This is a genomic window from Capnocytophaga endodontalis (assembly GCF_002209445.1).
GTDB lineage: Bacteria > Bacteroidota > Bacteroidia > Flavobacteriales > Flavobacteriaceae > Capnocytophaga > Capnocytophaga periodontitidis.
In genome coordinates this window covers 1,239,016-1,257,638 of record NZ_CP022022.1, presented here as the reverse complement: position 1 = coordinate 1,257,638, position 18,623 = coordinate 1,239,016, and the positions used below count along the sequence as shown (strand labels likewise).

17 protein-coding genes are annotated in these 18,623 nt (G+C 40.3%); 2 read left to right on the top strand and 15 right to left on the bottom strand.

Annotation, left to right across the window (positions count from 1 at the left end):
- Nucleotides 1–7: 7 nt before the first annotated feature.
- From CBG49_RS05915 to CBG49_RS05850, 13 genes are all read right to left on the bottom strand, one after another.
- Nucleotides 8–2,473, bottom strand: a complete 2,466-nt coding sequence (locus CBG49_RS05915; RefSeq protein ID WP_088593765.1) for a DUF6493 family protein — start codon at nt 2,471–2,473, stop codon at nt 8–10.
- A gap of 75 nt (nt 2,474–2,548) precedes the next feature.
- Entirely contained in the window at nt 2,549–4,273 is a 1,725-nt protein-coding gene (locus CBG49_RS05910) for a hypothetical protein (protein WP_088593764.1), read from the bottom strand.
- Between the two features lie 50 nt (nt 4,274–4,323).
- Nucleotides 4,324–4,815 carry a metallophosphoesterase family protein gene (locus CBG49_RS05905; RefSeq protein WP_088593763.1) on the bottom strand — a complete coding sequence of 164 codons (492 nt, stop codon included), beginning with the start codon at nt 4,813–4,815 and terminating at the stop codon, nt 4,324–4,326.
- Nucleotides 4,812–5,570 carry a ribonuclease III gene (gene rnc, locus CBG49_RS05900; RefSeq protein ID WP_009412423.1) on the bottom strand — a complete coding sequence of 253 codons (759 nt, stop codon included), beginning with the start codon at nt 5,568–5,570 and terminating at the stop codon, nt 4,812–4,814. Before rnc ends, CBG49_RS05905 begins: the two co-directional genes overlap by 4 nt.
- Before the next feature lie 7 nt (nt 5,571–5,577).
- On the bottom strand, nt 5,578–6,825 hold the full coding sequence (gene fabF / locus CBG49_RS05895) for a beta-ketoacyl-ACP synthase II (protein ID WP_088593762.1): 1,248 nt from the start codon (nt 6,823–6,825) through the stop codon (nt 5,578–5,580).
- A gap of 96 nt (nt 6,826–6,921) precedes the next feature.
- On the bottom strand, nt 6,922–7,158 hold the full coding sequence (locus tag CBG49_RS05890) for an acyl carrier protein (protein ID WP_002680600.1): 237 nt from the start codon (nt 7,156–7,158) through the stop codon (nt 6,922–6,924).
- Between the two features lie 373 nt (nt 7,159–7,531).
- On the bottom strand, nt 7,532–8,638 hold the full coding sequence (locus tag CBG49_RS05880; RefSeq protein WP_088593760.1) for a beta-ketoacyl synthase N-terminal-like domain-containing protein: 1,107 nt from the start codon (nt 8,636–8,638) through the stop codon (nt 7,532–7,534).
- Nucleotides 8,611–9,492, bottom strand: a complete 882-nt coding sequence (locus CBG49_RS05875) for a hypothetical protein (RefSeq protein ID WP_088593759.1) — start codon at nt 9,490–9,492, stop codon at nt 8,611–8,613. Before CBG49_RS05875 ends, CBG49_RS05880 begins: the two co-directional genes overlap by 28 nt.
- Before the next feature lie 13 nt (nt 9,493–9,505).
- Nucleotides 9,506–10,294 carry a TatD family hydrolase gene (locus tag CBG49_RS05870; RefSeq protein ID WP_088593758.1) on the bottom strand — a complete coding sequence of 263 codons (789 nt, stop codon included), beginning with the start codon at nt 10,292–10,294 and terminating at the stop codon, nt 9,506–9,508.
- A 23-nt stretch (nt 10,295–10,317) separates the two neighbouring features.
- Complete coding sequence (locus CBG49_RS05865; protein WP_088593757.1) at nt 10,318–11,082, bottom strand: hypothetical protein; 765 nt, start codon at nt 11,080–11,082, stop codon at nt 10,318–10,320.
- A gap of 67 nt (nt 11,083–11,149) precedes the next feature.
- Nucleotides 11,150–11,917 carry a hypothetical protein gene (locus CBG49_RS05860; protein WP_088593756.1) on the bottom strand — a complete coding sequence of 256 codons (768 nt, stop codon included), beginning with the start codon at nt 11,915–11,917 and terminating at the stop codon, nt 11,150–11,152.
- Between the two features lie 63 nt (nt 11,918–11,980).
- The gene (locus CBG49_RS05855; protein ID WP_088593755.1) at nt 11,981–12,349 is read right to left on the bottom strand and encodes a ribosomal maturation YjgA family protein; all 369 of its coding nucleotides are present in this window, start codon (nt 12,347–12,349) and stop codon (nt 11,981–11,983) included.
- Between the two features lie 43 nt (nt 12,350–12,392).
- The gene (locus CBG49_RS05850; RefSeq protein ID WP_088595272.1) at nt 12,393–13,055 is read right to left on the bottom strand and encodes a DUF2461 domain-containing protein; all 663 of its coding nucleotides are present in this window, start codon (nt 13,053–13,055) and stop codon (nt 12,393–12,395) included.
- A 214-nt stretch (nt 13,056–13,269) separates the two neighbouring features.
- On the opposite strand from CBG49_RS05850, the gene dprA reads away from it, so the two are divergent.
- Nucleotides 13,270–14,364 carry a DNA-processing protein DprA gene (gene dprA / locus CBG49_RS05845; protein WP_088593754.1) on the top strand — a complete coding sequence of 365 codons (1,095 nt, stop codon included), beginning with the start codon at nt 13,270–13,272 and terminating at the stop codon, nt 14,362–14,364.
- A gap of 43 nt (nt 14,365–14,407) precedes the next feature.
- Nucleotides 14,408–15,478: a DNA polymerase IV gene (dinB, locus tag CBG49_RS05840; protein WP_236854638.1), complete on the top strand. Its 1,071-nt coding sequence runs from the start codon at nt 14,408–14,410 to the stop codon at nt 15,476–15,478.
- Between the two features lie 11 nt (nt 15,479–15,489).
- Here dinB and CBG49_RS05835 read toward each other — a convergent pair whose 3' ends face one another.
- Together CBG49_RS05835 and CBG49_RS05830 are read right to left on the bottom strand one after the other, a co-directional pair.
- Nucleotides 15,490–16,992 (bottom strand): DUF6850 family outer membrane beta-barrel protein, encoded by a 1,503-nt coding sequence (locus CBG49_RS05835; protein WP_227002977.1) that lies wholly within the window; start codon nt 16,990–16,992, stop codon nt 15,490–15,492.
- A 201-nt stretch (nt 16,993–17,193) separates the two neighbouring features.
- The gene (locus CBG49_RS05830; RefSeq protein ID WP_088593752.1) at nt 17,194–18,399 is read right to left on the bottom strand and encodes a DUF4876 domain-containing protein; all 1,206 of its coding nucleotides are present in this window, start codon (nt 18,397–18,399) and stop codon (nt 17,194–17,196) included.
- Nucleotides 18,400–18,623 lie beyond the last annotated feature (224 nt).

Sequence of the window (18,623 nt, the reverse complement as noted above, 5' to 3'; positions counted from 1 at the left end):
ATAGTGACTAATTGATAAAAGCTACTAATTTTTTGTGGTTGGTAGGTTTCTTCTCTACATTTTCCACTAAACGCAAGTATTCCTCTACCACACCTTTCTGAAACTCTTTCACTTTCTTATCGCGGGTGGGCATATCCAAAAACTCTACAAACCGATTGATAGGGGTGAGCTTCTGGGCGAGGATATCGGCGAGGAAGTGTTGTAAATAACTGAGGTCTTCATCACGGCTAATGGCGCGGAGGATATACTCTGTCGCGAGATCGCGGGTTTCCTTTTTATCGTGAAGCAAAGCCATTCCTATAAAAATCCACCCGCCGTGATGTACGGGCAGGTCGTATTCCAAGAGTAGTTGGAGAGGCACCTGCAAGTTGCGATAAGTTTCAGCATCGCTTACACCTACCCAAGGTGGGGTGTATTTGCCTAAGAGCACATCTACATATTGAGGGTTTAAGGAAATTGTATAACGTAGGGTGCCTACATCAAATATCTGAAAAGCCCCAGCGTTGTAATAGTTATAAGGTAAACGATCTTCTTCTTTTTCAAAAGTCCTACGCTGATAGTCGTTATACGGACTATTAATATATTTCTTTTCCAAATAAAACCATTTGCGTTCAGAGTCAATTTCGTAACTTAGGAAGAAAGGTTTTACAGCCGAAAGATAGTCTTTGGCAGCGGTAGCTTCAAATTCAGTAAACACTTTATTGGGGTGTTTTAGGCGGGTGATTTGCGTCCATAATGGCAGGAGCTCCTCTGTAGGGGTTACCACATCTGAAAGCCCGAAGAGGTAGCCCAAGGCAGGTGAGTATTGTCCTGAAAGTAAGCGTACTTTCTCCTGTGCTTCAGGGGTAATGGTACTCAATAACAATCGGTTGCAAGCCACTACCAAGTCGTCCAAATCCACTTCTTTGTCTGCTTTTTGATAAGCGAGCAGTCGGTCGGCAAGGGTCTCAGCATCTATATAGAAAGGCGCGTGCGTAGGGGTGGAAAGAAAAGACAATTTGCTACCCGATTTGAGTTTGCTAAGGGTTGCCCTCACCTTATAAAGCAGGTAAGGAATCTCATCACGCAGGTACCAAACGTTATGGAGCACGTACGCTTGCTTTAAAGGTTCTTCTTCTTCGGTATTGAGGCGTCTTACTTTGGTATTCATTTTCGTCCAGTCCTCAGGAGACTCCAAAGGTCTGTCCTCCACCCAGCCTGCAAGGAGTAGCTGTAAGGCAGCCAACTGTACATTGGTATAATATATCCCATTGACCTGCGCGATATAAGGGGTGAGTTGCTCCTTGAAGTTTTCTGGCAATTGGTCTTGTAGTTGTACCAATCCTTCAAAGAAAAGGTCGATAGTAGCAGCCGTACGCTCGCGGAGGCAGTCGCCGAGGAGAAAAAGGAGGTCTTCAGGTCTCAGGGGATAGGTGATAGGGGTTAGGGAGCGAGTTGTAGAGGCTGTTTGGGATGTGTGGGAGTTATGGGAGGAGTGGGAGTTCTCAGAGTTTTCGGAGTTTTCGGAGTTCTCAGAATTTTCTGAATTTTCTGATAGACTTAGGGTTGCAAGGAGGTCTTGGGCTTTGCCTTTTAGGTAATCGCAGTAAGGGGCGATGATTTTGGGGAGACCTTCGTGGTTAAAATAGGTGGTGAGGAGAGTAGCGACTTTTTCTTGGAGCTTCACGTCAGGTATCGTAAAGAGCACTGCTAATTGCTCACGGTAGTCGAGATTGGAGGGGGCTTGCTTTTTGTAGTACTTCCCTAAGATATCCAAACCTATGAGTTGGGATTTGGCGATTTTTGGGGTAGCAAAACACAAGGCAAAGTTATCGGCAAAAGATTGGAAGTCAAAGGATTTTTCGTCAGCTATTTGTTTGATGAGCTTCATAGCAAAGTTCACTACCGAGGTCTTATCACTACTGAGCAGGGCAAAGAGGGTGTACTGAGAAGGGAGGAGTTCTTCCGCAGAGGGTTTGCAGCTCTCTATAAGACGGCAATAGGTATTGGCTGTATAGGTTTTTAGCGGGCTGATCAATGCCTCCAAGAAGTTAGGTAGCACTTGGGTACCTTTGAAAAATCCTTTTGCCCCAAAATCAAGTAATTTTTCATATTCTGTAACAGAAATATCTCTTTTTTCAAGGAAATAAGAAGGCAGTTTTTCACCTATTTCTTTAGCAATACGGGGTCTTTTAAGAATAAAGGACTCTATTTCTTTATGTTTGTTCAATAAGTATAAGGCATCTCCGAATTTTTCTATTAAAAAATCCTCCTCAAATGTGATAAAATCATTTTCATATAGCGACCACAGTATAGGGAAACCTAAATTTTTACAGCTCTTCACATCTAACTGAGTGAGTTGTTCTAAGTGTAGTGGATTTTTCCCCTCTTTGAGTACTGAAATCAGCCCAGAAATGTCACGGCTGTATAATAAGTTTTGTAGTTCTTTGTCTAATGCCTCAAATTTGAGGGTTTTTGCATTTTTCTTTGCCATAAAATGATTTTATCAATTAAGGGACAAAGATATAATTTTTTATTTTATTTTCAAAATGAGGAGATTTAAATTTAGTTACTGATTATCACGACAAAAAAACAACTCTTTTTCCTTCATAAAGAGTACATTCCACTTGCCTGCACTCCAAAAAGCTTTAAAATTGCGAATATTATTTGCACTTGTAACTTCTTCTTCAGGAAAATATTGGTATAGTATTTTTGGTTTATCAATAGGTTTAAGGGTTTGTTTACTGAAGAGTTGCATTTTCACTCCTTGGTAAAAACCTTCGTCAAATTCAAAAAAAACAGCAATATGCTGGTTATTAGTAGTAAACAAACATTCATCGGTGTTGTAATCAGTGTCGGATAACACTATAGTTTGCGAAGGAGAGGCTATGTTATATAGCACAAAATTGCCCTCTTCTCTACCGGCGTGATACTGTTGATTGTTCCATTGCAAATAGTTGGTTGCCCACCTAAAAACATTACCTAAATACACATTTTCAGTACATTTTGTTTGTTTAAACTTCAGGTGATACACTCCTTGTTCTGTTTTAAAAAGCACTGCAAAAGTATCTCCTTTTTGCATATCGGTATCCGATATTAGCCTGTATTCTAATTTTTTAGGATTGTTTAAGAGCGCGTTTATAGAAGTTTCACCAATTAGTTTACCAGTTTTGGTTTGGAGACACAACAACTTGAAAACAGAGGTATTTTGTTGTTGTAATAGCAAATAAGTGTAATGTGAATGACTATAGCTTTGTTGAATATTATAATTTTTATCAAAAGGAAGAGCCAATGAAGCAATTTCACGGTAGAAAAGTGAGTTGTTAGCAGTAAGAGTAGGCACATATTTAGCCCAACACAAATGACGATTGAGAGTGTAGAGTGTATCACTCTCGGCATAGACAGTTACAAAGTCGCGAGCATTGGGTTGTGATTCACTCCAAATTTTACCACGTTGCACGAGTCCTGTAGTAGTATCGAAACGCTTTAACGCATCTATATCGTATTCATGTAGGAGGTAAATATGTTGGGTTACAGTATCTAAAGTAGCATATACCTCTTCAAAACCTATATTGTTACTCAAAGGTTCTATATGGGCGGTATTTTTTATAGGGGTAAATTTGTAATTATAGATTTGTTGTAACCACCGTTGCCAATCCTTTTGAGTATCTTTTTTAGGGATAGTTCCTAAATCATAGGTTAAATATACTAAATGTTCTAATTTTTCTTTGGCTAATGTTGAGAGTGGTACATTTTCGATATTTTCTTGGAATCCTACTTCACTAACACCACATTCACCATCTCCTGATGAAAGATAAATTACTTTTGTTTTCTGAGGATTATTAATAGCAGTTATCCAATAGGCTGTATTTTGAAAATCATATCCATTGTTAAATTCATCATAGTAAAAAGGTTTCTTTCTTTTGATTTGTGAAATGATAGAAGGAGAGCGTTTCCAATAGCTTTTGGTGTAATACACCTCAGGGAGATTAGGAATAGGGAGCAGTTCAAAAGTGAGAGGAGTATCATACTTCTCTCCTATTTCTTGATTAAAAGGAATAAGGAGAATCGTTTCCGTTTTTAGTTTTTTAGCATCCTCAGGTGATAAATCTAAGAAATATCCCCGTTCTGGTAAATAAATATTTGCTTTTTCTAATACAAAAAGTGCTTTTTTGATATTTTCCGATAGATTTATCGTTCTATAATTCTTATTAAAGGTACCTGTAACAGTAATTTTCTGTGCAAAAACAGAGAAAAACGCTAATAAAAATGCTATAGTTAAGTGTTTTTTCATAGTTGTATTTGTTGTTTTTTTATTTAGCAGAGTTTACAATAATAGAACTTTTATCTCTTAACTAACTCAATGATTTCTAAGCTCTTAATTTCTTTACCTTGAATTTCAAAACGAAGCATAGTGCGCACCGTTTGCCAGCCATAGATACCTGCAGCTCCAGGGTTGAGATGCAACAATTGAAATTGTGGGTCGTATTGTACTTTTAGAATATGTGAATGCCCCGAAATGAAGAGTTTGGGAGGGTGAGCTAAAATTTCTTGTTTGGCCAAGGGAGTGTATTTATTAGGATAACCGCCTATATGTATCATCAGTACTTCTACTTCCTCACACAAAAATCTATTTACTTTAGGGAAGTACTGACGCACATCGGTACCATCGATATTACCATAGACCCCCCGCAAGGGCTTTACATCTTGAAGGGCTTCGATCACTGCTACATTACCAAAATCACCACAATGCCAAATCTCATCGGCTTCATTAGCATAGTGCAGGATGCGGTCGTCTATGTACGAATGGGTGTCGGATAGGAGGAGAATTTTCATTGTACGTCCAATTTATGGTGCTGTTTGCCTTGAATTTTGTAGCAAGCGCGCTTAGCGGCTATTTCTTCGGCTTTTTTCTTAGAAGTAGAGCGGGCACGCGTTACCGAAAAACCTTGTACGTGTACTTTGGCGACAAAATATTTTATTTCAGAACGGTCTTCTATATCTTCTTCGGCTTCAAAAGCAAAGTCTAACTTGTGTTTTTGACACCATTCTATCAATAAACTCTTGTGACTAATCACTTTTCCTTCCAAGTTTTTGATATTGATATGCGGCAAGATGAGTTCGCGTTCTATAAAACGGAAACAGGCTTTATACCCTCTATCTAAATAAATAGCCCCTATGAGCGCCTCGAAGAGATTGCCTGTGATATTGTTACCCAATTGCCTTGGGGTGAGCTTGGTGCGCAAAAAATCTAAGAGTCCCATATCTTTACCCAACTGGTTGAGATTGCGGCGTTCTACAATTTTAGAGCGCATTTTGGTGAGGTACCCCTCATCTTGCTCAGGAGCATTGGTGAAAATATAATCGGCTATTACTGCGCCAAGTATGGCATCGCCCAAAAACTCCAATCGCTCATAACTTTTGCGCGTTGCCTTCTGGAATTGGTAAGAAGGATGTGTAAAAGCCTCGCTGTAATAGGACAAGTTTTTAGGGGCAAAGCCTAAGAGATTCTTTATTTTATTATAAAAAATCCCGTCTTTCTTTTTTGAAAAAAGACGGGGAAAAGCTAATATTTTCTTTAAGTAGAACACTTATAGTTTATATCTTTTTGAATAATAAACACGCATTATGACCACCAAAACCAAAGGTGTTGCTCATCGCTACTTTTACATCGCGGTGTTGTGCTTTGTTGAAGGTGAAATTCAAGCGTTGATCTATTTTTTCATCGGGGGTTTCAAAGTTGATTGTAGGTGGTACAATGCCGTATTTGATAGCGAGAATAGATGCCACTGCCTCTATTGCCCCTGCAGCACCGAGCAAGTGTCCTGTCATCGACTTGGTAGAGTTGATATTGATATCATAAGCGTGTTCGCCAAAAACTTCGAGTACAGCTTTAGATTCTGCAACATCACCCAGTGGTGTAGAAGTACCGTGCATATTGATAGCATCGACTTCGTTTGTTGATACTCCTGCATCTTTCAAGCAATTGATCATCACATTTTTAGCTCCTAATCCTTCTGGGTGAGGAGCCGTCATGTGGTAAGCATCGGCCGAGAGACCTCCACCTGCTAATTCGCAGTAGATAGTAGCACCACGAGCTACTGCGTGGTTGTACTCTTCGAGTACTACAGCACCTGCTCCTTCGCCTAATACAAAACCATCGCGATTGGCATCGAATGGACGAGAGGCTTTGGCAGGATTTTCGTTGAAAGTAGAAAGTGCGTGCAAAGCGTTGAAACCACCAATACCAGCAATAGTTACAGCTGCTTCGGAGCCTCCTGATACCATCATATCAGCATAGCCTAAGCGGATGTAGTTAAGGGCGTCGATCATAGCGTTGGCAGCTGAAGCACAAGCTGATACAGTAGTAAAGTTAGGACCTCTAAAGCCGTAGCGTATAGAAATCACGCCAGCGGCGATATCGGCTATCATTTTAGGGATAAAGAAAGGGTTGAAGCGAGGAGTTCCATCGCCTTGATTGAAGTTGGTTACCTCGTTTTGGAAGGTTTCCAAACCACCTATGCCAGAGCCCCAAATCACGCCAATGCGGTCTTTATCGAGTGTATCAACATCGAGGTGGGCACCTTTGATTGCTTCATCGGAAGCTACTAAGGCATATTGTGCAAACTTATCGAGTTTACGGGCTTCTTTTTTGTCCATAAAATCCTCGATATTAAAGTTTTTAACTTCACAAGCAAACTGAGTTTTGAACTTAGAAGCATCAAAATGGGTAATAGGCGCAGCGCCGCTTTTACCAGCGACAAGACCTTCCCAAAACTCTGGGGCGGTATTTCCAATAGGGGTAAGAGCCCCTATACCTGTAACTACAACACGTCTTTTCTCCATATAGTTTTTTAAGTTTTTAGCATTTAGGTTTTAAAAAACAATTAGGCAGTAAGCTACCAACTGTGATATGCTGATAGCCTACTGCCTATGAGCCAATTATTGTTTAGCGTCTTCAATATATTTTACTGCTTGACCAACAGTTGCAATGTTTTCAGCTTGGTCATCTGGGATTTGAATATCAAATTCTTTTTCGAATTCCATAATCAATTCAACAGTGTCTAATGAATCAGCTCCTAAGTCGTTAGTGAAGCTTGCTTCTGCAGTAACTTCATTTTCGTCTACGCCTAATTTATCAACGATAATGGCTTTAACTCTTGATGCAATGTCTGACATAATTTTCTTTTTTTATAATTTAATAATAATTACTGCCGGCAAAAGTATAACATTTTTTTTGAAACACAATCTTTTTCTGATAAATATTGTAGTTTTTTTGCATTTAAAATTTTTAAACTACTCATTTATAATTAATTATATAATAGAGGTTAAAAGATGGGGTGTAGAGGAAAATTTAGCTATTACGCGGTATTTTACTGTTTTTAGTTGTATGGGTGTTTGTTGCGGGGGCGTTTGCAGCACATACCCAGCTATCGCTGGCTTTCCTACATAACATAATTCAAAAATGATTGATTATTAGTGCAATCAACTTTGCCAAAGTGTAGAGATGTTATATTGAACTGTCATAAGGAAAGTTCAATAGAAAAATTTTCTAACGACTCACGACTACACTTATTCCATTTCCGCCAAAGCCAACCGCATTGATTAAGATATGTTGTAGTTTATCAGGGATACATTCGGGTGCTGGCAGGTAGGGTACTGGCTCAAAACGGTTGTTTTGCAACATTCTGACAGCCATTGCGAGGTTGAGCGCCCCACTGGCACCATAGGTATGTCCGTGTTGCCATTTATTATTGGTGAGCAGCGGTTTTTCGTCGCCAAAAACCGCTTCTATAGCATTGAGTTCAGCTTGATCGCCTTTGATAGTACCCGTGCAATGGGTAATTATGGCATCTATTTTAGGATTTCCGGCACTTGCCAAAGCCCGTTGCATAGAGGCTTGCAGACAATCGCCATTTTTGGAGAGGGATACACTATGGGTGAGCTTTTCGGTAGCAAAACCTATCCCCACAATATAAGCTAAGGCATTGGTGCGTTCCCCTTTTTCTAAACAGAAACAACCTGCCCCCTCCCCCAGCACCATTGTGCTTTGTTTTTTGGTCATATCCATTGCGCGACAAGGATAAGGCAAGGGCAGATTACTATAGATTTTGAGGGCTTTTACTTGGGCAATGGTAAAAGGAGTAAGGGGCGCTTCACTACCGCCTACTAAAAAGCGTTGTTCCATACCGCTTTCCAGCCACGCAATGGCATTGGCGATACCGTGCAAGGCAGTAGAGCAAGTAATGGAGTGTGAGAGTTCAAAGCCTTGATTGCCTAAATCTTGAGCTACCCACGTGCTGATATTACCCAAAGTAGTGGTAGGAGAAGCTAAGGTTTGGCAAGTGCCTTCGGCAAGAAAATAAGAGTAATGCTTTTCAAACAAGGCAGTAGCCCCGCGTGAGGAGCCTATATTGATACCAAAACGCAAATCGTGCCAATTAGCTTGTGCTACTGCTTCACGAGCGGTGCGTAGTGCATAAAGAACAGTAGTATCTAAAGGTTCGTAAGCCGGATTGGAGGCTTGAAGTGCTGAGATGAGCGCTTGGTCGCCCTCAGAAAGTTTTCCTTGGGGTATGTTGTTATGAAGAGTAAGAGCCTCAGCTGCGAGGGTACTCATTCCCGTAATAGCTATTTTGAGGGGTATATAATCTTCCATTTTCTACCTTTAGTAATTTTTTGTATGAGTTTTTGCCAGAAGTTCATTTGTTTATAAGCGAGTTTTTCACTGCCCATATATTCGGGATTATAGTTTGCAGAAAGAGCTACTAACGTTTCAAAGCTCTTTTCTTTGTTCTCTTGTAGAAACTGTGTTATAACCTCTCTAAATTCTTTGAAATACCAATAGTGATGAATGTGAGGTTCAGCCTCATAAATAGCTCCTTTTTGAGAGAGCAACACTGTGAAAGCAAACTGTTCGGTTACGTGGTTATCAATAGAAGGATGAAGAAAATCGGTAACTGTTAGAGCCCTTTCTACTACAAAGTTATCACTTGGTGAGAGACCTATAATCCCAGCGTTGTACATCGCTTGTTGAGGAGCTACAACGATAGGAGGCGCTACTGCAATCGTGTTTTGATGTGATTTTAGATAGGAAGCTAATGTTTTGAAGTGCCTAAGATTGCTTTTGAAGATAATTCCCTCTTTCAAACTCATTACAGGTGTACCTTCATTGATTTTCGTTTCTAAGAAAGAGATGTTTTCTTTGAAATAGACATCGCTATCTAAATACAAGAATGTTTCTTGAGGGAAGCGCTGAAAGGCATCGCGTAGCACTTCTATTTTTACACGGTGAACAAAGTCGATAGTGCCACGCCATTGTTTTATCTGTGCAGGGGTAACACTTATGTAGGTAATTTGGGGAGGGAGCAGTTGCTGAAAATGAGCTACATTATCAGTATATATTACAATCTTATTTTCGTCAGTGTGGTGATGCTGATAATAAGAAAGCAACGCAAAGGTTACTTCGTTTAAAAAAGCTTCACCTCCGTGAGCAAAGAATACTATGGTCATTCGTTGTTAGTTTTTATAGTTTGAACAAAGTTTGCGCGTTGAGGGTAGTTGCTGAAGACACTGTTTCGAACGGTATCTCTTTGAACTGAGCTATGGTTTGAGCCACGTAAGGCAAAAAGGCGGGTTCATTGCGACGCGATTGATACTGAGACAGCTGACTTTGGGGTACGTTCTTGGGCAACATAAAAGGAGCATCGGTTTCTATGAGTATACGGTCTAAAGGCACGTAACGGACAACTTCTTCTAAATGAGCAAAGCGTTTGCTATCGCTCACAGCCCCTGTAAAACCTATATAATAGCCAGCGTCTAAGTAAGTTTTTGCTTCTTTTAAACTACCGGTAAAGCAGTGTACTACCCCTTCGGGCAATCGGTTGTGTTCGGCGAGTATGGCAGTAAAACGCACGAAGGCTGCGCGCTCGTGCAGAAATAAGGGTTTATGCACTTCTTCAGCTAAAGAAAGTTGTGCGTGAAAGCACGCTTCTTGCACGGGACGGGGTGAGAAATCGCGATCGAAGTCTAAGCCACATTCGCCTACGGCTACTACATACTTTTGGTTGAGCAACGCTTGTAAGTTTTTGATGCTCTCGGCGCTCATTGTTTTGGCGTCGTGAGGGTGAATACCTGCGGTAGCGTAAAGTCTTTTGGGGTATTTTTTGGCTAATGCTAAAGCCTCATTACTGCTACGCACGCTTGTTCCCGTAAGAAGTATTGTATCTACTTCTGCCTTTATGGCGCGGTCTATAATTTTATCGTACTCACCTGCGAATTGCTTATTAGTGAGATTTATGCCTATGTCTATCATTAGTTGTTAGGGGATAGTTATTTTTATTGTCTGAACTTTTTCATTTCGGCTTCGGTATAGTCAAAGAAGCGAGCGACCTCTTTACTATTTACATCATAATAATTTTCTTGTATTACATAGGTTATCGTTCCTGTGGTGAGGTCTTTTACCGCAAATACCCAAGCTGTTATCCCTTCTAATTGGTTATAAGCAAGTATCTTGAATTTTTTCAAGTGAAGTATATCAGTAGTATATTTCTCTACTTGCGCAGGTAATGCTCCTATATATTTAGTTTCTACCTTCATTTTTGTTTTATGTTTATACACTACATCGCGCTTTATACCGGTTACTAACAAATAGTTTTTAGCCTTTTCTTGATCTTCTTTTTCATTTTTTGAAGTGCTTCTCACTAAGAAGATTTTCTTATCAGAGACTTTGTATATGTAATAATCAGCGGTATCGTTATGCAATGTTTCGTTTTTCTTTTCACAAAAACCTCTTTGTTCAAATTTTAGGGCATTCAGGCGTACATACGAGGGGGCAATAAGCTCGAATGTTCCTGTTATAGAGGGGAAACAGTCGTTGCCACAAGGGGCAAAGTAAAATGATTTATATTGATTTTTGTCGTTCTTTTCAAATACCGTTGCAAAACCTGCTATTTCACCTTCGTCTTTGGTAAGTTCAAATAAGTTACTGTCTTCTTCTTTGAATTTACCCAACAGAGAGTTGGTTATCCATTCGCCTTCTAAGAGATTTTGCGCATACAATGAAGGTGCGCATAGTAACAAGGTTATTAAAAAATGTTTCATAGTTGTTTATAAGGGTTAGAGGTTAGAAGGCACGAGCTACAAGCTCGCACTAGCGGGAGGGTTATTATTATTGTCTGAACTTCTTTATTTCAGCTTCAGTACAATCAAAAAAGCGAGCAATTTCTTTATCTTTTGCATCATAATAATTTTCTTGTATTACATAGGTTATCGTTCCTGTGGTGAGGTCTTTTACCGCAAATACCCAAGCCGCTATCCCTCTTAATTGGTTATAAATAAGTATCTTGAATTTTTTCAAGTGAAGTATATCAGTAGCGTATTTCTCTACTTGTGCGGGTAATGGTTTCATACCCTTAACCTCTATTTCCATTTTTATTTTTGGTTGTTGGTTATACCATACATTTCTTATATTGGTTACCAACAGATAGTTTTTAGCCTTTTCTTGATCTTCTTTTTCATTTCTTGAAGCGCTTTTCACTAAGAAGATTTTCTTATTTGAGACTTTGTATATGTAATAATCAGCGGTATCATTATGCAACTTTTCGTTTTTGTGTTTACAATCACCAGTTTGTTCAAAAGTTAGAGCATTCAGGCGCACATACGAGGGGGCAATAAGCTCAAATGTTCCTATTATAGAGGGAAAACAGTCGTTGCCACAAGGGGCAAAGTAATACGAAATATATTGATTTTTGTCGTTCTTTTTAAATTCCGTTGCATAACCACCTCTTTCATCTTCTCTTTGTGTAAGCACAAGCAGGTTTTGATATTCCTCTTTGAAATCACGTAACAGAGAGCTGGTTATCCATTCGCCTTTTAAGGGATTTTGTGCGTGCAATGAAGACGCGCATAGTAACAAGGTTATTAAAAAATGTTTCATAGTTGCTAGAGATTAGAGGGCACGAGCTGCAAGCTCGCGCCAGCGGGGGTTATTTGTTAATTGTTATTTTTTATTTGTTAATTGTAATATGAGGCAACCTATGGCATAGCATATTATATCAGTCCACGAGAAGTGATTGCCCAGAATGATATAGCCAATACTTCCTTTAGCAAAGCCTAAATGAGAGGCTACTCCAAAATATTGCAGTATTTCTACTACAACGGCAAAGGCAAATATGCCCCAGATGAGTTTGCTTTTGTGTTTCACTTTTACAAATGAAAGGACTATATAATAGAGCAATATCACTACTAATACATCGCCGAGATAGCCGCGTATAAAACCGATATTCTTGAATAGCGTAGCGATAAGGAACTCTACACCAAAGAGGGCTAATGCCCATATAAAGTATTTTTTATTGAATGTTAGGGTCATTGTTAGGTATTGGGGGTTAGAGGGCACGAGCTACAAGCTCGCGCTAGCGGGGGAATAGGGGTTCACCGTTAAGATTGGTGGTAAGGGCTTCGGTCATAAAGTCGAAAAAGGGGCGCATCGCTAAGAGTCCTTGTACTACTTTTTTATTGAAACCTTCGGCGGTAGCTTCTTTTTGAGTGTAGTCGTGTTTGAGTAGGAACTGTTTTTTCCGCAGATAATCAAGCATAGGGTCGTCTTTTTCAAAACCTTTGGGAGCTGTTTTGAGTTCGTCGCCCCATAGTTTCCCGCCGAACTCTTTTACAATACCTTTATCGGTCATTACTTTTAGGAAATCATCGGGGTTGAGAGAGATTTCTTGACGCATACGCAACAAATCATCTTTATTGGGGTCGAAGAATCCTCCCCCTATAAAAGTTTCTTGCGGACTGATATGCACGTAATATCCCCCACGATAGTGAGGTTGTTTGCGCTGTATGTAGCAACCGAAGTGGGTTTTGTAAGGCGTTTTATCCTTAGAAAAGCGCAAATCGCGGTAGATACGGTATATTTTGAGAGGGGCAACGGTGTCGTGCGCTGCAATTTCAGCATAAATACGATTGAAAAGCTCTGTTGCTTGCAATTTAGCGCTTTCGTAAGCTGCTTTATGAGCGTCGAACCACTCTTTGTTGTTGTTTTTAGCGAGGTCAGTGAGAAATTGAAACATAATTTTAAATACGAATGACGAATGACGAGATAGCCCCCGAACCCCCGAAGGGGGGCAAGCCGCAAAAGCAATTGCTATTTGTCTTAACGGGAACAAATGACGAAAGACGAGTTACAAATGACGAATAATGAGGCAAAGGTAGTAATAATTTGCTAATTAGCAAATTTGCTAATTTAGTAATTATCGCTATTTTTGCAACGTGAAACAAAACCAAACTATGAACGACGATTTGTTATACCTCATTGCCTTAAAGAAAATTCCGCTTGTAGGTGATATAACTGCCAAAAAACTTATTGCGCACTTTGGGAGTGCTAAAAATATATTTGCACAACGCCGAAGTAGCTTAGAAAAAGTAATGGGTATAGGTTCTAAAATTACCCAAAATATCCTCAACTCTCAGTATTTACAAGAAGCTGAAACTGAGTTGCTCTTTACTGAAAAACACGGCATCAGCATTGTTAGTTATACTGATGCTCACTACCCTAAACTATTGAAACAGTGTGTGGATAGCCCTATACTCTTCTACCAGAAAGGACACATAAACCTGCAAAACAAACGACTACTGAGCATTGTAGGTACCCGCAATATCACGACCTACGGCACGGCATTTTGCGAACAACTGATAGAAGAACTCGCCCCGCTTGATGTGGTGATTGTAAGTGGTTATGCTTATGGGGTGGATATCACGGCTCACAAGGCTGCAATGAAACACCGCTTGCAAACAGTAGCTTGCCTGGCTCACGGACTTAACCTTATCTACCCTGCTGCTCACGCGAAATACTGTGAGGCAATGGAAGAGAACGGCGGTTTTATCACCGATTTCGGCAGTGAGAGTCCGTTTGACCGGAAGAATTTCCTCAGTCGCAATCGCATTATTGCAGGGCTTACGGAAGCTACTGTAGTGATTGAATCGGGTAAAAAAGGGGGAAGTTTGGTTACTGCCGATATTGCTTTTTCATACAACCGCGAAGTATTTGCCGTACCAGGTCGTACGACAGATACTTATAGCATAGGCTGCAATGAGCTGATACGCAACCGCAAAGCTAATATACTCACCTCAGCTAAAGACCTCATTTACCTACTGAATTGGGATACTCCCGCCCCTAAAGCCGTACAACAAGAACTTTTTATAGACCTCAGTCCCGACGAAGAATTGGTTGTAAACTACCTGAAAGAGAATGGCAAACAAGCCTTAGATGAACTCGCTCTGGGCTGCCAAATACCTATCTACCAACTTTCTAATTTGCTTTTCCAAATGGAACTGAAAGGAGTAGTAAACCCGCTACCAGGGAAAATGTTTGAGATTAAGTAACAAGTAACAAGTAACAATTAATAGGAAGATTATACATATTGATATGGATGCTTTCTACGCCTCGGTAGAGCAATTAGATTTTCCTGAATTGAGAGGAAAAGCGATTGCGGTAGGCGGAGGCGAAGCGCGCGGTGTAGTGGCTACAGCCAGCTACGAGGCGCGCAAGTTTGGTGTGCGCAGTGCTATCAGTGGGGCACAGGCGCGCAAATTGTGTCCGCATCTCATCTTTGTAAAACCTCGCTTTGAGCGCTATAAGCAAATATCAATGCAAATACGCGCTATCTTCCACGAATATACCGATTTGGTGGAACCTCTCTCCCTCGATGAGGCTTACTTAGATGTTACAGTAAACAAAAAAGGTAACCCTTCGGCTACCCTCATTGCGCAAGAGATTAGACAACGCATTTTCAATGAAACAGGACTTACGGCTTCAGCAGGCATTTCGATAAATAAGTTTATTGCCAAAATTGCTAGCGACTATCACAAGCCTAACGGACAGACTACTATCACTCAGGCTGAAGTACAAGATTTCTTAGACAAACTCGATGTGCGCAAATTCTATGGCATAGGCAAAGTAACTGCCGAAAAGATGTATCAGTTAGGGATTTTTAAAGGGAAGGATTTGCGGGAGAAATCATTAGCGTTCTTAGAACGGAATTTCGGCAATAGCGGACATTATTACTACGAGCTCTCACGAGGTATTCACCGCAGCGAAGTTCAGCCTTTTAGAATTCGTAAATCGGTGGGTGCTGAAGAAACTTTTGCCGAAAATCTCACCAGTGAGGTCTATATGGAACGCGAACTTGAACGTATAGCCGAAGATGTCGTCCGCCGCCTTGAAAAACAGCAAGTTGCAGGTAAAACTATCACCTTGAAGATAAAATACAGCGACTTCACTATTCAGACACGCAGCAAGACCCTTAAAGATTTTATTAGCAGCAAAGAGGAAATTCTTTTACACATCAAAGAATTGCTCTACCAAGAACGGTTGAGTGAATCGGTACGATTATTAGGCATTTCAGTTTCTCACCTCAACAATGAACCTGATAAAGAGACTGTAAAACAACCGATGTACATACAGTTGAAATTGGAATTTCCAGAGTATAGGGAATAGAGGATAGGAGGTTAGAAAGTTAAACCTACACTTAATTGATGAAAAGTATTTGTTTTTTGGAGGGTAAAAACTTCTATTTGGGTGTTGAGTCCCACGAAATAACTGAGTGAGGACGATAGTGGGTGATGGTACTGCAAATGTGATTGGAAAACCTGTTCATCGGAGGCGAGGAGACGAGCATTGTGCAAAAGCATTTCGCTGAGAGATACTTCACTATCGTTGCGGAGTAGATAATTGCCTTTTAACGTATTGCGATACTGGTAATGCAAACCTGCTATACCTATACTCTTCTTCCCTAAAGGCGCTACAACACTCATTTTTATCCCTACATTCATATAATCAAAACGCTGAAAACTCCTTACAAGGGTATAGTCCTCGCGGTGAGTTTCATAACCTACATAAGGTGCTATGTGATATTGCAAATCACTATTGTTACAGAAAAGCATTGCCAATTGGTAGTGTTCTTTTTTTAGGGTATAATTCTCATTTTTAGCAACTACTTCCGTCCAATTGCTATTACGCCCCGAGAGAATAGGCTCTACTCCACTTTTGGTTTGCAGAGAGTAATATCCTTTGAAACCATAATAGTAAGTATCTTTGTGAAACAGCTTTGTCAGCTCGGTATAGAGGGTGCGATTGGTAAGTGTTACAGCTATCACACCATTATCTTCTGTCATATATTTTTCGATTGCCAATTGCTGGTAATTAGCAGAGAGGAAAAGGTTGTTTTTCCTGCTGATATTCAGTCCGCTACCATATCCATAACCTTCATAAAAAGCCCTGAGTTTGTTGCCTTTCAGCAGGTGATTGTAATAGCCTAAACCATTGAGGTGATAGACTGAAGGACTTCCCAATTCGTTGAAAAATTTCAGTTCGTTAGACTGGGTATATTTCTGGAAAGAGGCATATATTCCTGCTTGCCACTCCCCTCCCCTCCACATAAATCCTGAGCGCAATTGCAGATTTGAAGTGATATTTTTAGGACGCGGGTCTTTATTGCGACTTGCTAATTCGGCTTGGTAATCCAAACTGATGCCCCAATGCAGTCGTTGCCATTGTTTGGCAAAACCACCCATAAAGGCGTATTGCTCGCTATGCAAGTCGCCCCCTACTGCATCGGCAGTGAAATATGGATAGAGTAAATCGGCATCTACCGACTCATTCCAACGCACTTTTCGCAGTTCTTGATTTTTATAGGATGCATTGCCCCAAAGCGTGCGTGTGCTATCATAAGGAAAGAAAGAGGTTGCCATTGCCGAAAAAGCCGTATGCCCTTCAGGATACTGTTGAGCATAAGCCTCTTTATCACTTCTCTCATAAGTCGCTTGTACGGTAGAAAAGCGATGTTTTCCCCACTTGGGCATCGTAGCTGGATTCTGAAAATAAGCTTTGTAAAAACGGGAAGTATTTTGTTGTTCTTTTAGTTTTAGCAGAAGGGTATCAACAGAGGTTTGTCCCCAACCTATTTGGCAGAGGAAAGCGAAAAATAATATGTTAATTAGTTGTTTTTTCAATTTAGTGTGAGCCGGTGCGAGCCGCACGGGCAGTTTGTTAATTTGTCAATTTATAAAAAGATTGTCTGAAAAGTTTTTATACTACAAGGGCGTTTGCAGCACATACCCAGCTATCGCTGGCTTTCCTACACAACATACTCTAAAAGTGATTGATCATCAAGATAATCAACTTTGCCAAAGTGTAGCGACACTCTTCACTTTTCACTTTTTAAGTGATGGGGTTACACGTGCATCAAAATCTTCGGTGGAGTTATTGGTGTCTTTTAACACACGATGTCCGTTTTGCTGACCCGTTACTTTGCGGCGTACTCCTTTGCTATAACGAGAAACATCTCCTTGACTTTCGGAGGCGTAAGTCCAACCACTATCTAAAGAAACATCGGTTACAAGCCATTGAAAGTCTTCTTTTTGTGCGAGATTTACAGCATCGATAACCCACGTATTCGGGATTTTTACAGCATCACCTCCTGAGTCAAATCCTGATTCATCTTTGTATGTATAAGAATACTTCTCCAATTCAGTAACCCCCTTGGGCATTCTGGCAAGTGCAAAAGCGTTGATTGCTTGACGATTGATTACTGCATCTTCAAACTTCACGAACATATTAGGCACTGCAGCGTTATCGGGGTCTTCATCGTCTGCTTCATCTTTGATTTCGAAATTGGCATTTTTCAAATCTATTGAATTACTATTGAGTTCTTTGTGATTGATAGCCGTAAGGGCAATGATGATGCTTTCGCCTGCTCCTACGGGGTATTGCTTGCCATTCCCTGGGATTTGGTATACCGCATTAGCGGTGAAAGCTTGGTTCATTATATTTGGCGTATAGGTTTGCTTGTCATTTGTTTGGAACGCCGATTGCACCAAGAGCAAACCATCAGCATAAAGAATTCTGGAAGTAGGGTTGTAAATCTTGAAATAACCATCATCTAAATATTGTTTGCCTTGTGGAGTAGTTGTACCCGTGATAAAAATCTCTTCAATAAGCAAATCTTTATCCTCATCACTTACAATTGTTTTTAAGGTAATAGGCAGACTGTAGGTAGTGGCTGTGAGTACGTTGAGTTTGGGTATTAAGGTAGTTACTTCGCCTGCAAAGGTAGTGCTACTTTGGGTGTAACTCACAGTACCTGTGGCACGTACCTCATAGCTACCCGCAGGAATACTCAGTTGGAAATCGTTGGTAGTAGTGTTGTGATATACTTTTTCTACCTTCTCATTCTTGTTGAGCTCGGTAAGGGTAAGAGTAAGGGTACCATAGTGGGTAATGTTTACTTTATCGGGGGCTTGTAAATGAAGGGTTATATTCAAAGGTTCGGTAGCGATACCGTTGTTGTCGTCTTTCTTACAAGCATTTAGGAGCACTAAAGCAAGTGCTACAGCTAAAAATTGTTTTAAATGTTTCATATTAATGCTAATTTGGTGCGAGCCGCACGGGCAGTTTGTTAATTTGTTAATTATAAAGAGGTTATCCGAAAAGTTTTTATATTGTAAGGGCGTTTGCAGCACATACCCAGCTATCGCTGGCTTTCCTACATAACATACTATAAAAGTAATTGATTATCAGGACAATCAATTACAATCAACTCTGGCAAAGTGTGAAACTTTGCCAAAGTGTTGTGATACTTTTC

Coding starts and splice junctions, on each gene's coding strand:
- CBG49_RS05880 (WP_088593760.1), bottom strand. CDS start 8,638: ATGGAAGATTATATACCCCTCAAAATAGCTATTACGGGAATGAGTACC.
- CBG49_RS05865 (WP_088593757.1), bottom strand. CDS start 11,082: ATGAAACATTTTTTAATAACCTTGTTACTATGCGCACCTTCATTGTAT.
- dprA (WP_088593754.1), top strand. CDS start 13,270: ATGAACGACGATTTGTTATACCTCATTGCCTTAAAGAAAATTCCGCTT.
- CBG49_RS05855 (WP_088593755.1), bottom strand. CDS start 12,349: ATGACCCTAACATTCAATAAAAAATACTTTATATGGGCATTAGCCCTC.
- CBG49_RS05910 (WP_088593764.1), bottom strand. CDS start 4,273: ATGAAAAAACACTTAACTATAGCATTTTTATTAGCGTTTTTCTCTGTT.
- CBG49_RS05860 (WP_088593756.1), bottom strand. CDS start 11,917: ATGAAACATTTTTTAATAACCTTGTTACTATGCGCGTCTTCATTGCAC.
- CBG49_RS05905 (WP_088593763.1), bottom strand. CDS start 4,815: ATGAAAATTCTCCTCCTATCCGACACCCATTCGTACATAGACGACCGC.
- CBG49_RS05915 (WP_088593765.1), bottom strand. CDS start 2,473: ATGGCAAAGAAAAATGCAAAAACCCTCAAATTTGAGGCATTAGACAAA.
- CBG49_RS05875 (WP_088593759.1), bottom strand. CDS start 9,492: ATGACCATAGTATTCTTTGCTCACGGAGGTGAAGCTTTTTTAAACGAA.
- CBG49_RS05870 (WP_088593758.1), bottom strand. CDS start 10,294: ATGATAGACATAGGCATAAATCTCACTAATAAGCAATTCGCAGGTGAG.
- CBG49_RS05890 (WP_002680600.1), bottom strand. CDS start 7,158: ATGTCAGACATTGCATCAAGAGTTAAAGCCATTATCGTTGATAAATTA.
- fabF (WP_088593762.1), bottom strand. CDS start 6,825: ATGGAGAAAAGACGTGTTGTAGTTACAGGTATAGGGGCTCTTACCCCT.
- CBG49_RS05830 (WP_088593752.1), bottom strand. CDS start 18,399: ATGAAACATTTAAAACAATTTTTAGCTGTAGCACTTGCTTTAGTGCTC.
- dinB (WP_236854638.1), top strand. CDS start 14,408: ATGGATGCTTTCTACGCCTCGGTAGAGCAATTAGATTTTCCTGAATTG.